Origin of the sequence: Virgibacillus sp., from assembly GCF_013393565.1 — a bacterium.
Lineage (GTDB): Bacteria > Bacillota > Bacilli > Bacillales > Amphibacillaceae > Virgibacillus > Virgibacillus dokdonensis.
This window is the reverse complement of sequence record NZ_JABXHF010000024.1, coordinates 1-14,945: the sequence shown is the minus strand read 5'-3', so window position 1 is coordinate 14,945 and position 14,945 is coordinate 1. Positions and strand designations below refer to the sequence as shown.

16 protein-coding genes, 1 pseudogene and 2 riboswitches are annotated in these 14,945 nt (G+C 36.1%); all 17 genes and pseudogenes read left to right on the top strand.

Annotation, left to right across the window (positions count from 1 at the left end; all coding sequences use genetic code 11):
- Positions 1-221 precede the first annotated feature (221 nt).
- Positions 222-1,475, top strand: a complete 1,254-nt coding sequence (locus HLX49_RS07025; RefSeq protein WP_237342760.1) for a C40 family peptidase — start codon at positions 222-224, stop codon at positions 1,473-1,475.
- Between the two features lie 331 nt (positions 1,476-1,806).
- Entirely contained in the window at positions 1,807-3,315 is a 1,509-nt protein-coding gene (locus HLX49_RS07020; protein WP_077705110.1) for a BCCT family transporter, read from the top strand.
- Between the two features lie 155 nt (positions 3,316-3,470).
- A complete protein-coding gene (locus HLX49_RS07015; RefSeq protein WP_077705107.1) occupies positions 3,471-3,632 on the top strand; it encodes an HlyC/CorC family transporter associated domain-containing protein in 162 nt (53 codons plus the stop codon).
- A 226-nt stretch (positions 3,633-3,858) separates the two neighbouring features.
- A riboswitch (guanidine-I (ykkC/yxkD leader) is annotated at positions 3,859-3,967 on the top strand.
- Between the two features lie 296 nt (positions 3,968-4,263).
- On the top strand, positions 4,264-4,602 hold the full coding sequence (locus HLX49_RS07010; protein ID WP_296361080.1) for a DMT family transporter: 339 nt from the start codon (positions 4,264-4,266) through the stop codon (positions 4,600-4,602).
- Positions 4,602-4,916, top strand: a complete 315-nt coding sequence (locus HLX49_RS07005) for a DMT family transporter (RefSeq protein WP_077705102.1) — start codon at positions 4,602-4,604, stop codon at positions 4,914-4,916. Before HLX49_RS07010 ends, HLX49_RS07005 begins: the two co-directional genes overlap by 1 nt.
- A gap of 26 nt (positions 4,917-4,942) precedes the next feature.
- Positions 4,943-5,980: pseudogene (locus tag HLX49_RS07000) on the top strand (acyl-CoA dehydrogenase family protein); the annotation flags it as partial.
- 482 nt (positions 5,981-6,462) lie between these two features.
- A complete protein-coding gene (locus HLX49_RS06995) occupies positions 6,463-6,816 on the top strand; it encodes an arsenate reductase family protein (protein WP_077705072.1) in 354 nt (117 codons plus the stop codon).
- 174 nt (positions 6,817-6,990) lie between these two features.
- Positions 6,991-7,371, top strand: coding sequence for a glycine cleavage system protein GcvH (gcvH, locus tag HLX49_RS06990; RefSeq protein WP_073007348.1), 381 nt, complete (start codon positions 6,991-6,993; stop codon positions 7,369-7,371).
- Positions 7,372-7,762: 391 nt separating this feature from the next.
- On the top strand, positions 7,763-8,119 hold the full coding sequence (locus HLX49_RS06985) for a toprim domain-containing protein (RefSeq protein WP_077705069.1): 357 nt from the start codon (positions 7,763-7,765) through the stop codon (positions 8,117-8,119).
- 22 nt (positions 8,120-8,141) lie between these two features.
- Positions 8,142-8,456, top strand: coding sequence for a thioredoxin family protein (locus HLX49_RS06980; protein WP_101932350.1), 315 nt, complete (start codon positions 8,142-8,144; stop codon positions 8,454-8,456).
- Positions 8,457-8,524: 68 nt separating this feature from the next.
- Positions 8,525-8,639: riboswitch (SAM riboswitch) on the top strand.
- Positions 8,640-8,739: 100 nt separating this feature from the next.
- Positions 8,740-9,771, top strand: coding sequence for a methionine ABC transporter ATP-binding protein (locus HLX49_RS06975; RefSeq protein WP_101932349.1), 1,032 nt, complete (start codon positions 8,740-8,742; stop codon positions 9,769-9,771).
- Positions 9,761-10,429, top strand: coding sequence for a methionine ABC transporter permease (locus tag HLX49_RS06970; protein ID WP_077705060.1), 669 nt, complete (start codon positions 9,761-9,763; stop codon positions 10,427-10,429). The genes HLX49_RS06975 and HLX49_RS06970 overlap by 11 nt, the downstream gene beginning before the upstream one ends.
- Positions 10,430-10,510: 81 nt before the next feature.
- Complete coding sequence (locus HLX49_RS06965) at positions 10,511-11,335, top strand: MetQ/NlpA family ABC transporter substrate-binding protein (protein ID WP_077705058.1); 825 nt, start codon at positions 10,511-10,513, stop codon at positions 11,333-11,335.
- A gap of 201 nt (positions 11,336-11,536) precedes the next feature.
- Complete coding sequence (locus HLX49_RS06960) at positions 11,537-11,707, top strand: YuzK family famiily protein (protein WP_296361079.1); 171 nt, start codon at positions 11,537-11,539, stop codon at positions 11,705-11,707.
- A gap of 470 nt (positions 11,708-12,177) precedes the next feature.
- Positions 12,178-12,963 (top strand): Fe-S cluster assembly ATPase SufC, encoded by a 786-nt coding sequence (gene sufC / locus HLX49_RS06955; RefSeq protein ID WP_077705055.1) that lies wholly within the window; start codon positions 12,178-12,180, stop codon positions 12,961-12,963.
- Positions 12,964-12,980: 17 nt separating this feature from the next.
- Positions 12,981-14,288 (top strand): Fe-S cluster assembly protein SufD, encoded by a 1,308-nt coding sequence (gene sufD / locus HLX49_RS06950; protein WP_101932347.1) that lies wholly within the window; start codon positions 12,981-12,983, stop codon positions 14,286-14,288.
- Positions 14,288-14,945: aminotransferase class V-fold PLP-dependent enzyme (locus tag HLX49_RS06945; protein ID WP_296361078.1), on the top strand; the 658-nt coding region annotated here is incomplete at its 3' end. The genes sufD and HLX49_RS06945, both read left to right, overlap by 1 nt.

Sequence of the window (14,945 nt, the reverse complement as noted above, 5' to 3'; positions counted from 1 at the left end):
GCGTTGTTCGTTAGCGAATAAACGCTTCTTTTCATGAAAAGTAAAACATTATGTCGTATTTGAAATATAATTGTAATATTACTATAACACGCTTGCAACTTTTAGCTGTTATAATACGAGTTGCCTACTAAGATAGTTATACATAATTTAAAATCTATTATTAGCTACAGCAAAAAGATAGATACATATAAAAAATTCTATGTAAAAAGCGGGGGAGTATCTTGAAGAAGTCAATTGTAACAGTTGCGACTGTGACAGTCGTTGGATTTAGCAGTGCATTTTTTCATACACAGGTGCAAGCGGAGACACTAGGGAACTTAAAAGATAAGCAAACAGAAATTCAAAGTGATCGAGAAGCAATTAAAGCCGATCTTTCAAAAGCAGAAGCGAAAATTGCTGATGTGCTAGTTGAATTAGAAGAGTTGAATCAACAAATCACGCAATTCGATGATGCAATGAAAGAAAATAAAGCGCAAATCGAAAAAGTGCAAGCCGATATTGCTAAAAAAGAACAAGAAGTGGACAAGCTTGAAAAAGAGATAGCAACACTGGAAGATGCAATCGAGAAACGCTTTAATAAGTTAAAAGAACGTGCTGTTTCTTATCAAAAAAGTGGTGGTGACGTTAACTACTTAGAAGTTATTTTTGGTTCTAAGGACTTTGGTGAATTTATTAACCGTGTATCAGCTGTTAATAAAATTACAAATTCAGATGCTAATTTAATAGAAGAACAAGAGAAAGATAAAAAAGAAGTGAATGAGAAGAAAGATAAAGTTGTTAATAGTTTAGAGGAGATGGAAGCATTACAAGTTGAATTAAAAGGTATACAGGAAACTATTAAACAACAAAAAGAAGAAAACGAGAAAAAAGAAGCAAAACTAAAAGATAAAAAAGCTGATCTTGAAGGTTTAAAAGAAGACTTAGAAATCAAAGATAACAATCTTGCTGATCTTCAAGCAGAAGTAAGACAAAGCATGCAAGTTGAACGTCAATCTGAAGCTGCAACTCGTAGTAATACTTCTAATGGCGGAGAATTGCAAACGCTAGGTAGTAAAAGCGAAACAAAAAGTAAAAGCTCTTCTTCTGCACCAAAAGTGTCAGCTGGAAGTGGCAGTGTAAGTACAATTGTTAATTCTGGACGTCAACATTTAGGTGTGCCTTATGTTTGGGGAGGAAAGGGACCAAGCGGCTTTGATTGTTCTGGATTTGTATCTTGGGCATTTGCACAAGGTGGCTACTCTATTCCATCAAGCACAAGCGCATTAGTAAATGTAGGTCAAAAAATCTCATACAGTGAAATTCAACCTGGAGATCTAGTTTTCTTTGATACTTATAAGAAAAATGGACATGTCGCTATTTACATGGGTGGAGGTAATTTCATTGGTGCGCAAAGTACACCAGGAGTTTCCATAGAGAGCATGTCTAATTCATACTGGAGCAATGCATTTAAAGGACATGTACGCCGCGTTCTTTAATAGTATAAGAGAAAGTCGTTCTCAAATGAGGACGGCTTTCTTTATTTTTTGGAAAGTATAATCATTTAGCGTTCATAGCATAAAAAAACTATAGATTTCGGTATAAAGGTTTGACGAAGTCTGTAGTTTTTTTATTTCTTATGTCTGGCTTTACAAGATTTAATAGAATAGGAAGAGAAGATCTTAGCTTACACATAAATATTAGAAAATTAGGTTTATTGTTTTTTTATTTGGGTATACATTAACGTATCCCTCTTATTTATTTTGTTCGCGTGTTACTCCCCCCTTATTCTAGAAATAAAACCTGTAAATCAAGTAGAAAGGAATTGTTATGAAAAAAAATACTTTTAACAACCCAGTTTTTTATGTGTCAGCGTTTGTTGTGCTATTACTTGTTATTGTTGGCGCGATTATGCCAAATCGTTTTGGCGCTGTAGCGGAAAAAATGTTTAATTTTACAACTATTAATTTTGGTTGGTTTTACCTCTTGGCTGTGTTTATCTTTGTTGCATTTTTAATTATTTTATCTGTGAGTAAGTATGGGAAGATAAAATTAGGAGCAGTGCATTCCAAACCAGAATACTCTTTTTTTACCTGGGTTGGCATGCTTTTTTCAGCTGGTTTCGGAGCAGGTCTTGTTTTTTGGGGCGTAGCAGAACCAATGAGTCATTTTTTTAACACCCCATTTCCTGAAGTAGAAGCTATGACAGAGGAGGCAGCGAGAGTTGCTATGGGTTACGCCTTTTTTCATTGGGGAATTAGCCAATGGTCTGTATTTGCGATTGTAGGACTTGTTATATCCTATTTACAGTTTAGAAAAAAGCAACGAGGATTAATTTCAACTTCCATTCAACCAATCATAGGTGAAAATAAATCGATTGCAAATACAGTGGATACTCTAGCGGTAGTAGCGACTGTGATGGGAGTAGCTACGTCTTTGGGATTAGGAATACTTCAGATGAATGGTGGCTTAAAGTCTGTTTTCGATGTACCGACTTCCATATGGGTACAAATGGGTATTGCTGGAGTCATGCTTGTAACCTACTTAATATCATCAAGCACAGGATTAGATAGAGGAATAAAATGGTTGAGCAATATTAATTTAGGGCTTTGTCTACTGTTATTAGTGTTTGTATTTTTAGCAGGCCCCACTGTTTTTATTTTGAATACACTCGTTTTAGGATTAGGTGATTACTTATCAAGTTACATTCATTATAGTCTTCGTTTAACCCCTTATACAGGAGATACTTGGGTAAGGGAATGGACTATTTTCTATTGGGCTTGGGCTATTGCTTGGTCTCCATTTGTTGGAGCATTTGTAGCGCGCGTATCTAGAGGAAGAAGTATTCGTCAATATGTTTTAGGAGTATTGGTCGTTTCACCAGCAATTGCTTGTATCTGGATTGCGACTTTTGGAGGGACAGCTGTATATAATGATTTAATGAATGGAACTTCTATAGCTCAAGCTGTGAATGTAGATATTGCAGTAGCCCTGTTTGAAACGTATCAGCATTTGCCGATGACAAATATACTTTCTATCCTATCTATATTTCTAATATTTACATTCCTTGTGACTTCAGCAGACTCTGCAACATATATCCTTGGTGTAATGACTTCAAAAGGAAGCTTAAACCCAGCATTAGTGACAAAAATTGTCTGGGGGCTTTTGATAACTGCTATTGCTATTGTACTTTTATTAGCAGGAGGTTTAGAAGCTTTGCAAACCGTTTCGTTAATATCGGCGCTCCCATTTACGGTCATATTGTTGCTCATGATCATCTCATTTACACGGATGTTGTCAAGTGATTATAAAAAAGTAAAACAAGATAAAGAGTATTAGAAAGTAAAAAGTGTGCACTACATAGTTTACATAGTGGATGTTCTTTTTCAACAGGCTGTTACGGTTACAATAATTAAATGCAGATTATATATGATTCTTCAACTAAATAATTTTAATAGTTATAGACGTATAGCGGGTATTAAGCTAATGCTAGAATAGTTTCGAGAATTTTTTTAAAAGAAGTAAATGGTTTGCTTGATATTGAACTTTCGGATGAAGAAATAGATACAATTGGTGGTTGGATATTCATGAAAAACCTTGATGTTTCTACTGGAACGGCTATAGATTATAGTGGATATGAATTCATAGTTGAGTAAATGGATGGTTATCCAATTAAAGAAGTAAAGATTGCTAAAAAATAACTCAAGGTCATGGGTGAAAAATTTAGTAAACCTATCTCATAATAGGCTTATGAAAAAAATCAAATAGTGTTATTTAAAATAAGGCAGTAGCTAGTTTAAATGTTTGCACCTAGCAGACAAAAAGTATATTTGACAGACCTGTTTGGATATCGTTATAATAAGCGATAATGACTAAATTTTTCACCTAATTTTCTAGGGTTCCGCAGATTATAAGTTATTATCTGGTCTGGACCAAGAGAAAATGCGCGTTTTCCACGACGTGTACACGGAGGGATAAAAGCCCGGGAGGATATCTAAATATAGGATATCTTTCTGGGTTTTTTTGTTTGCTTTTTTTCTATTATAGAAAAGTATAAGGCTTATAGCATAAGGAAAATGATGACTCATGCAATATGGCGTAGCGATAAGTCATCCATTCGACCTTAAATAAGCACTTGTCAAACAACAAATTCTATAGTTTACCACGTTTACAAAAGTTCTTAGGTTAAATGCATCCCCCTTTACCGCTTGGCGGCTCCCTTTATTTCTGAAAGAGGGAGACTACTTACAAAAGTACGTTAAAAATAGATTAAAAAAGGTGATGAGCATGAATAAAGATTGGAATACTGTATTTATTGCTAGCTTATTTGAAATTTGCTGGGTAATTGGTCTAAAACACTCAAACAGTATGGTTGAATGGGGGTTAACGCTAATAGCTATTTATATTAGTATGCACTTGCTTATTATGGCTTCTCGTCGCTTGCCGGTTGGTACCAGTTATGCGGTATTCACCGGTATAGGGACGGCAGGGACAGTAGTAGCAGACATAGTGATTTTTGGAGAGCCAATTCGACTTTTGAAAATGGCGCTCATTCTATTGTTAGTATCAGGAGTTATTGGCTTAAAATTAGTCACACCACAAAAAGATAGGAAAGAGGTGTCATAATGGATTGGCTTATACTTGTATTAGCAGGGTTTAGTGAAATTCTCGGTGTTACGGGAATTAATAAAGTGAATCAACGGATAAGTGTCATGTCCATTTTATGGTTATTTGGAGGTTTTGGACTAAGTTTCATACTGCTTGGTATTGCAATGGAAACAATTGCAATGAGTACGGCTTATGCTGTTTGGACAGGGATGGGAACAGTAGGCAGTGCCATTGTTGGTATGTTATTTTTTAAAGAATCTAGCGATTGGAAGAGGTTACTTTTTATTGGCATGATTTTAAGTGCAGCAGTTGGTTTGAAACTCATTTCATAGTTTCATTCTACTAGGGGGTAACATAAGAAAAAGGACGGGGCCATATTATCGCATTTAATATTTTAAATGTTGGCCGCTATAAGCTTGCTATTGGTGGTGTTGGTGGAGCGAAGCGTGGCATTGAGTTAGCGGCGAAATATGTAAATGAACGTAAGCAATTTAATAAGCCTATTTCTAGCTTTTCCCTGACAAAAGAGAAACTAGCAACAATGGCTGCAGAAACATATGCAAATGAAAGTGCGGTATATCGTACGGTAGGCTTATTTGAGCAACGAATGGGTGCACTTACGGAGGAGCAATTAAATGACGGTAGAGAAATTGCTAGAGCAATTGCCGAATACCAAATAGAATGTTCTATGAATAAGTATATGTGTACGGAACTATTGGATTTTGTAGCAGATGAAGCTGTTCAATTACATGGTGGTTACGGTTTTATGCAGGAATATGAAGTAGAGCGAATGTACCGCGATTCACGTATTAACCGTATTTTTGAAGGGACAAATGAAATTAATCGCTTATTAGTTCCTGGTACATTATTGAAGAAAGCAATGAAAGGTGAGTTGCCTTTATTACAAAAGGCACAATCACTTCAAGAAGAGCTAATGATGATGATGCCAGAAGAAGTTGGCACAGATGCATTAGAACAAGAAAAACATCTGCTTAAAAATGCGAAGAAAATGGTATTGCTAGGAGCCGGTTTAGCGGCACAGAAATTTATGCAGAACATCGAAAACGAACAAGAAATTCTTGTGAACTTAGCTGATATGGTAGCAGAGGTTTACAATATGGAGTCTGCCATTTTGCGTACAGAAAAGGCAATTCACCGAGATGGTGAGGAAAAGAGTATGCAAAAGCTGTTGTATACGCAAGTTTATGTACAAGAAGCGTTTAATCGCATGGAGGCAAATGCTAAAGAAACATTAATTGCTGTAGAAGAAGGAGACACTTTACGAATGATGCTTTCTTCTTTACGTAAGTTAACGCGGCATACACCGACAAATGTAATTGCAAAAAAACGCGAAATTGCTACTGCCATTATTGAAGAAGAAAAATATACGCTATAAAAAAGTTATGTAAGAACAAAGGCGTAGCGCCCGTTTAGCAACGTAGCGACTGGATCGAATCAACAGAGATAAAGAAATCGCGATGAACAGATGATGACTTAGTGTAGGGCGATTTCGTGAAGTTGCCTAGTTGCTGGGCGATGGAGCCGGACGTGGCTATTCGGTGTTTCGTGCTCTACAAGCACCTCATTTTATCATTTCAGATAGCAAAAAAGACGCGCTGAATCTATGAAAATAACAGATTCTAGCTCGTCTTTTTTACACTATAAGAAAACATAAAAACTTATACTTTTCTATAATGCAAACCAATAGTTGTATTAAAATTAGTAAAAGTGTGCATAAATAAAGTGCTGAAAATAATAGAGGTTATAACTAGATTGAGAAAAACCTAACACATACAAAAACTCATTTTATTCGAATTTCAATTGTCTAATTTGATATAATGATACATATTATACATATTATAGATTGGAGGCTGTTTAATGCTGACTTTTTTCTGGTATCCGAACTGTGGGACATGCAAAAAAGCGAAAAAATGGTTAGATAATCATCAAGTAAATTATAAACCAATACATATAGTGCAAAACCCACCTAATAAAGAAGATATACTTGAACTGATGCAGAAGAGTGGGATGCCTGCAAGAAAATTCTTTAACACAAGTGGTAAAAAATATCGTGAATTAAATATGAAGGAAAAAATAGCAGATGCCACGGAAGAAGAAATGGCGGAGATACTAGCTTCTGACGGAATGCTAATTAAGCGACCAATTGTAACAGATGGCTCTAACGTAACTGTTGGCTTCAAAGAGGAAGAATTTGAAAAAAACTGGCTATAATAGCTTATTCCAACCGAACTGTCGAATAAAAAAATCAAGTTGATGAAGGATTGTACGATGTTAACTACAAGTGAAGGGTAAAACTTTTGAAATAATCTATTTAAAATAATACTGGATAATTGGGACTGAACCTTGTATAGTGAAATTGGAATATATCATTTGGAGGGAATAAATATGAGCGTACCAAAGGATTTATTATATTCAAAAGAACACGAATGGGTAAAAAAAGAAGATGGAACTGTGCGCATTGGAATTACTGCATTTGCACAAGATGAGTTAGGTGACATTGTGTTCGTTGAACTACCTGAAGTCGGTGACGAATTAGAAATCAATGAGCCTTTCGGTAGTGTAGAGTCTGTGAAAACGGTATCGGAATTATATGCTCCTATTAGTGGCAAAGTAGTTGAAATGAATGAAGAATTGGAAGATAGCCCTGAATTGGTGAATGAATCACCATACGAAAAGGCATGGATGGTCGTTGTTGAACCAACTAAGGAAACAGAATTGGATGACTTACTATCTGCGGAAGCTTACGAAGAAATTATCAGTGAATAAATATTAGAAAAACTAGGCTTGTAGCCAAAGTATTATGGCGAAAGCCTTTGTTTTTAAACCTTAAAAATTTTATACTTTCTTATAGTGTGAACAAAGCTGATCTGCAATGCTTTGCAATCAGCTTTGTTTATAAGAATGTTAATAATTGTCCGTCTGTTACATAAACTAGGAGTAAACTTATTGATAATATGAAAAGCATTATAGTACAGAGATGAAGTCTTGCTATATGATGTATACATTCAATAGTCAAAAGCCTTCTAGTTGTGCAGTTATCCTTTTATAAATATCTACATATTCCCAGCTAGGTTTACATTATTGAAAGACAGCTAAAGGTAAATAAAACATTTTTTATTGCAAGCTTGTTGCTTGATTTTTCAAGGAGTGCTGTGTGATGATTACAGATGGATCAGAAAAGGTTATGATTGTAGAAGGATTGACTGATAAGAAGCAAGTGAATAAAGTGATTGCCGAAGAGATCACCATTGTTTGCACAAATGGAACGCTTGGAGTAGAGCGATTTGATCACATGTTGGAGGAATATGGTTTAGATGATAAGGATGTTTATATTCTTGTCGACGAAGATCCTTCTGGCATCAAGCTTCGTAAACAACTAGCAAGAGAATTACCACATGCTGAACACGTCTATGTAAGTAGCGAGTACAGAGAAGTAGCGACGACACCTGAAAATGTACTAGCTCAAGTTTTAGTGAGTAAACGAATAGCGGTTAATCCTATATTTCTGATTTAATTTAAAGTAAAAAGGTGATAGTTTGCAACAAGTAACAAAAGAGCAACTACAGCAATCCAATTACTTTCTTTATATTTATACACCACTTTGCGGAACGTGTAATCTTGCTAAAAGTATGTTACTTAAAATGGAACAAATGCAAAAGCAAGAGCTATTTTTAGAAATGAATGCATCACTACATCCAGAATTTATGCAAACGTATCAAATAGAAAGTGTTCCTTGTTTGCTTATAAAGAAAGATGGAGAGCTCGTTGAAAAAATGTATGCATTTCGCGATGTAGCAAATATATACCAACACTTGATCATGCATAGACCAGAATTGTTTTCATTTCAATAGTAAAATTACATTGACAAATAGCAAGCAACGTGTTATTATGATTTCTATTCCAATTAAATAATAATTAACTCTTATCTTGAGCGGTGGAGGGACTGGCCCTATGAACCCGCGGCAACCTTCAAATAAATGTTTTATTTTGAAAGGTGCTAATTCCTGCAAGGCGTATGTCTTGGTAGATGAGGGGACATTTTGACATGTATACGTCTTTCTGTTCTCTTACAGAAAGGCGTTTTTAATTGCTGATGTGGGCATAATAGTAAAGGGACAAAAAGGAGGACTATGTGTGATATCGATAGAGGGTTTGCGTAAAGTTTTTACTGCAAACAAGACAGACACAACGGCTGTTGACGATGTAACCCTTTCGATTAAACAAGGAGATATCTTTGGTGTGATCGGTTATAGTGGTGCAGGAAAAAGTACGTTTGTGCGATTACTGAATCGTTTAGAAGAACCTACAGGTGGTAAGATTTTTATCCGTAACCAAGAAATAACAGCATTAAAAAAGAATGAATTGCGGTTAGCTAGACAAGATATTGGGATGGTATTCCAGCATTTTAATTTGTTATGGTCACGTACTGTGAAAGAAAATATAGCCTTCCCATTAGAAATAGCAGGTGTTGAAAAAGAAGAACGGAATCAACGTGTTCAATCTCTCATTAATTTGGTCGGTTTATCCGGGAAGGAAATGACCTATCCTTCGCAATTAAGCGGTGGACAAAAGCAACGGGTGGGCATAGCAAGAGCTTTAGCAAACAAGCCTTCCGTATTATTATGTGATGAAGCAACATCAGCCTTAGATCCAGAAACAACAAACTCTATTTTAGACTTGCTTGTTGACATAAATCAGCAATTAGGCTTAACGATTATATTAATTACACATGAAATGCATGTTATTCGCAAAATATGTAACCATGTAGCCGTGATGGAAAACGGAAAAGTGGTAGAACAAGGTAATGTATTGGATGTGTTCTCACACCCCAAAAAAGATGTTACGAAAAAGTTCGTTCAACAGCTAATGGGGGATGCAGAAGCCGAGAATGAGTTTGAACATTTAGTTCGCACATTTGAGAATGGTAAGTTGATTCGTCTCCATTTTGTAGGTGAAACAACGAACGATGCTTTAATCAGTAAGCTCGTAAAGACGTATGACATTGACATTAGTATTTTACAAGGGAAAATTACGCGAACACAGGCTGGTGCGTACGGTACGCTATTTATCCAGATGACTGGTGAAGAATCAGAAATCACACAAGCAATCCAACATGTAACAGAAAAAACTTCTGTAGAGTTGGAGGTGATTCGCGGTGTTAGCTGATTTATTTGCTACTATTAAAGTAGAAGATATTATAGAAGCAACGAAAGAAACATTTTATATGACGATTATTGCTTTAATAGGAACCTTTATTTTTGGTATTTTACTTGGGTTACTGTTATTTCTCACTAATAAAGGGGGACTATGGCAAAATAAATGGGTTAACTTTATCACGGCCACGTTTGTAAATGTATTTCGTGCTATTCCTTTTATTATATTAATATTATTGTTATTCCCTTTTACTGATTTTCTTGTTGGTACGATAAGAGGCCCTAACGCTGCGCTCCCGGCATTAATTATTGGAGCAGCACCATTTTATGGACGGTTGGTGGAAATTGCTTTAAGAGAAGTAGATAAAGGTGTCATAGAGGCTGCTAAAGCAATGGGTGCCAAGACCCGAACAATTATTTTTAAAGTATTGTTACCAGAAGCAATGCCAGCTTTAATTTCAGGACTTACCGTTACTGCTATTGCGCTTATTGGTTATACAGCAATGGCAGGAGCAATTGGGTCAGGAGGCCTGGGAAGCTATGCATATTACTCGGGCTTTCAACGTAGAGACTTTGATATTGTTTTGCTTTGTTCCGTAATTATTGTGTTCATTGTATTTCTATTTCAATTTATTGGTGATTATATTACACGCAAACTAGATAAACGTTAAGGAAAATTATTAATTATAATAATGAAGTGTAATTTTGACAAATGTATGCAAATAAAAACGATGAAAGAGGAGCGTGCCAACATGAAAAAATATATTCTTTCCATTTTAATCCTTATTGTATTAGGTGGTTTATTAGCTGCTTGTGGTGGGGAAAAAGAAAAAGACGATAATAAAATAACCGTCGGAGCTTCCAGTGTACCACACGCAGAAATATTAGCAGAAGCTAAGCCGATTTTAGAAGAGAAAGGTATTACCCTGGAAATTAGTGAATACCAAGACTATGTGTTACCGAATGATGATCTTGCGAATGGAGAAATTGATGCTAACTATTATCAACACATCCCATTTCTTGAGCAAACAATTGATGATACAGGTTACGATTTAGATTATATTGCAGGTATTCATATTGAACCGATGGGCGTATATTCCAAAGGGATATCTAATGTGGAGGATATTCCAGAAGGAGCGGAAGTTATTATGAGTAACTCCGTGCCAGATCATGGGCGAATTTTAACTTTGTTTGAAGAACAAGGACTTATTAAAATAGATGAAGATGTAGACAAAGCACGTGCTACTGTTGATGATATAGTAGAAAATCCCAAAAACTTAACTTTTTCACCTGAATATGAGGCTGCTGTCCTTCCAGAATACTATGAAAGGGAAGAGGATGCCCTTGTAGCCATTAATACGAACTATGCAATTGATGCTGGTCTAAAGCCAGAAGAAGATGGTTTATTTATTGAAGGCGATGAATCTCCTTATGTGAATGTGTTGGCAGTGAAGAAAGAGGATAAAGACGATGAAGCATTAAATAAATTAGCTGAGGTCTTACAATCAGAAGAAATTCAAGCTTTTATGAGGGAAAAATATAATGGAGCAATTGTTCCAGTAAAAGAAGAGAAATAAAATAGTAGCAATAGGCTAAGATTTAGCGAAATTTACTGTATGTGTAGGTATCGCCAACGTATCCGTATATAAGTGAAATTTAACCGTGAATATGCCGAATGAAACGTTTATATCCATTTTGAGAAGGGAACTTGTCTTATGTTAAGCTTATGATGAGTCAAAACGAGGAAAGGATGATTCCCTATTCATAGTGGAATAAAAATGAAGTACACTTCTGAAATGGAAAAAGCAATGCAGCAATCGCATCATATTGGTTTTGGGGAGTATCAACGGAAGTTAAAACAACGGCTAGCAGTTGAAAAAAAACGGCAGCAAGAATATCAGAAGTGTAAGCTATTTACCTTAGCATATATGAACCAACAACACGGCTAATTATTTTAAAAATGTAGATAAATAATAGCGTAAGGGCGTTTGCGATTCGCATAAACGCCCTTTTGCTATTGTTGTAAGGCCTGCTTCAACAATTTGAACAAGCCTAAGTGAGAAATAGCAACGAAATTTTTTCGTAAGAGGGCTTTAGGTTATACTCTTAAGCTACTAAAATATTCAGTGGGATCCAAAAAAAATTAAACGGATGAAAGATGCACCTTTATGTGGGCATATATCCTTGTAACCGCTGCCAGTATGCATTTTGAATCATTAAATTAAGTAGAGGCAAAGAAGTTGAGTTATCCATTATCAATAAGATAACATAAAGAATGTCCATTTATACATAGGATTTCCTGTTCTAAAGAGTTGATAATAAATTCGAAATGATTTAAGATTGTAATGAGAATAAATTGAGAATGACTATCACGCTTAGGCAATGTGATAATTACAATAATGAATTTGGAGGTATAAATATGGCTGGATCAACGCTAGAAATTAAGAATTTACACGTATCAATTGAAGATAAGGAGATACTAAAAGGTGTCGACTTAACAATAAAGGGTGGAGAATTTCATGCAATTATGGGACCAAATGGTACTGGTAAATCCACTTTAGCTTCTGCGATTATGGGGCATCCGAAGTATGAAGTTACAGAAGGAAGCATCTTATTGGATGGAGAAGATGTATTGGAAATGGAAGTAGATGAGCGTGCTCGTGCTGGTTTATTCCTTGCGATGCAATATCCAAGTGAAATTAGCGGTGTAACTACTTCTGACTTCTTGCGTTCTTCGATGAATGCTCGCCGCGGCGAAGGAAACGAAATTTCACTTATGAACTTTATTAAAGAAATGGACAATGCTCTTGATTATTTAGAAATTGATAAGAATATGGCGCAAAGATATTTGAATGAAGGGTTTTCTGGCGGGGAGAAAAAGCGTAACGAAATTCTGCAACTTATGCTACTGAAGCCTGAGATCGCCATTTTGGATGAAATCGACTCTGGTTTAGATATTGATGCATTGAAAATAGTGTCTAAAGGCATTAACAAACTTCGTGACGAAAACTTTGGCTGCTTAATTATTACACACTATCAACGTTTATTAAACTATATAACTCCTGATTTCGTGCATGTCATGATGCAAGGTCGCGTTGTTAAATCTGGTGGACCAGAATTAGCTAAGCGTCTTGAATCAGAAGGTTATGAGTGGATTAAAGAAGAATTAGGTATCGAAGATCATACTGTTGAGCAAAATGCGTAACGTAAGGAGGGGTATTTATGACTGTAGAAACCAAGTTACCATACAATAAAGAGTACATTGAACAATTTTCAAAAGAACGAAATGAACCACAATGGATGTTAGATTTACGACTTCAAGCGTTAAATAACGCTGAAAAGCTAGAATTGCCAAAACCGGATAAAACGAAGATTGGTAAATGGAATTTTACGGAGTTTAAACATACAGCAAAAGGTGAGGAAATTACTTCATTACAAGATCTGCCCGTTGAATTACAGGAATATTTAGATGAAAATAACTTACCTGAGAACCTCCTAATTCAGCGTAATCATTCTGTTGCTCACAGTACATTAAGTAAAGAACTGGAAGATAAAGGTGTTATCTTCACAGATATTTTTACTGCTTTGCAGTATCATGGCGATCTCGTACAGCGCTATTATATGAAGGATGCCGTATCTGTTGATGAGCATCGTTTAACAGCCATGCATGCAGCTTTAATGAACGGTGGTGTTTTTGTTTACATTCCTAAAAATGTCGTTGTTGAAGCACCTTTACAAGCTATATTCTGGCAGGAAGATCCAGAGCTCTCTATATTTAACCATGTACTCGTCGTCGCAGAACAAGGCAGTTCAGTAACGTATGTAGAAAATTATATTTCTCATAATGAAAACGAATCAACGGTTGCAAATATTGTAACAGAAGTTATTGCCCAAGATAATGCAAAAGTTTCTTTTGGGGCGGTGGATAATTTTGCCGCAGGTACTACGGCATACAATAACCGTCGTGGGGTTGCTTACCGGGATGCAACGATTGAGTGGGCACTTGGACAAATGAATGAAGGTAATACCGTCTCAGAGAATATTACCCATTTAGTTGGCGAGAATTCACTATCCAATGCGAAGACAGTATCTGTTGGCCGTGGAAAACAAACACAAAACTTCACTGCAAAAATTGTCCATTTTGGTAAAAATTCAGAAGGATATATTTTACAACACGGTGTAATGAAAGAAGGAGCTACTTCTATTTTTAACGGAATTGGTAAAATAGAACACGGTGCTTCCAAATCAAATGCGGAGCAAGAATCACGTGTACTCATGTTAAGTGAGAAAGCTCGTGGGGATGCCAACCCGATTTTATTAATCGATGAAGATGATGTAACTGCTGGTCACGCAGCTTCTGTTGGGAGAGTAGATCCATTACAGCTTTATTATTTAATGAGTCGAGGAATTACACAAGAAGAAGCAGAACGTCTAATTATTCATGGTTTCTTAGCTCCAGTAGTAAATCAACTTCCAATTGAAGCGGTGAAAAATCAATTGACGCAAGTTATTGAAAGGAAGGTATATTAATGGATGTTAAAGCCATTCGCGAGCAATTTCCTATTCTCAACCAGGAAGTGAATGGCCATCCTTTTGTTTATTTAGATTCTTCAGCGACTTCACAAAAGCCTATCCAAGTGATTGAAGCTGTAGATACCTATTATCGGACATATAATTCCAATGTTCATCGTGGCGTGCATACGCTAGGTACAAAAGCAACAACTGCGTATGAGGGAGCAAGAGAAAAAGTACGTCGTTTTATTCATGCATCCAGTAGTGCCGAAATTATTTTTACGCGAGGAACTACAACGGCGATTAATACCATTGCAACTAGCTACGCACGGACTAACTTACAAGCTGGGGATGAAATTATAATTACGCCAATGGAGCATCATAGTAATATCATCCCTTGGCAGCAAGCTGCCAAAGCCACCGGTGCTACATTAAAATATATACCATTACAAGAGGATGGGACGATCCGGTTAGAAGATGTCAGGGAAATGGTTTCCGAACAAACAAAAATAGTTGCAATGACGCATGTATCTAATGTGTTAGGTACGATCAATCCAATAAAAGAAGTAGCCGCTATAGCTCATGATCATGGAGCTATTATGGTAGTAGATGGAGCACAAGGCGCACCGCATATGAAAGTAGATGTTCAAGAGCTTGATTGTGATTTCTATGCTT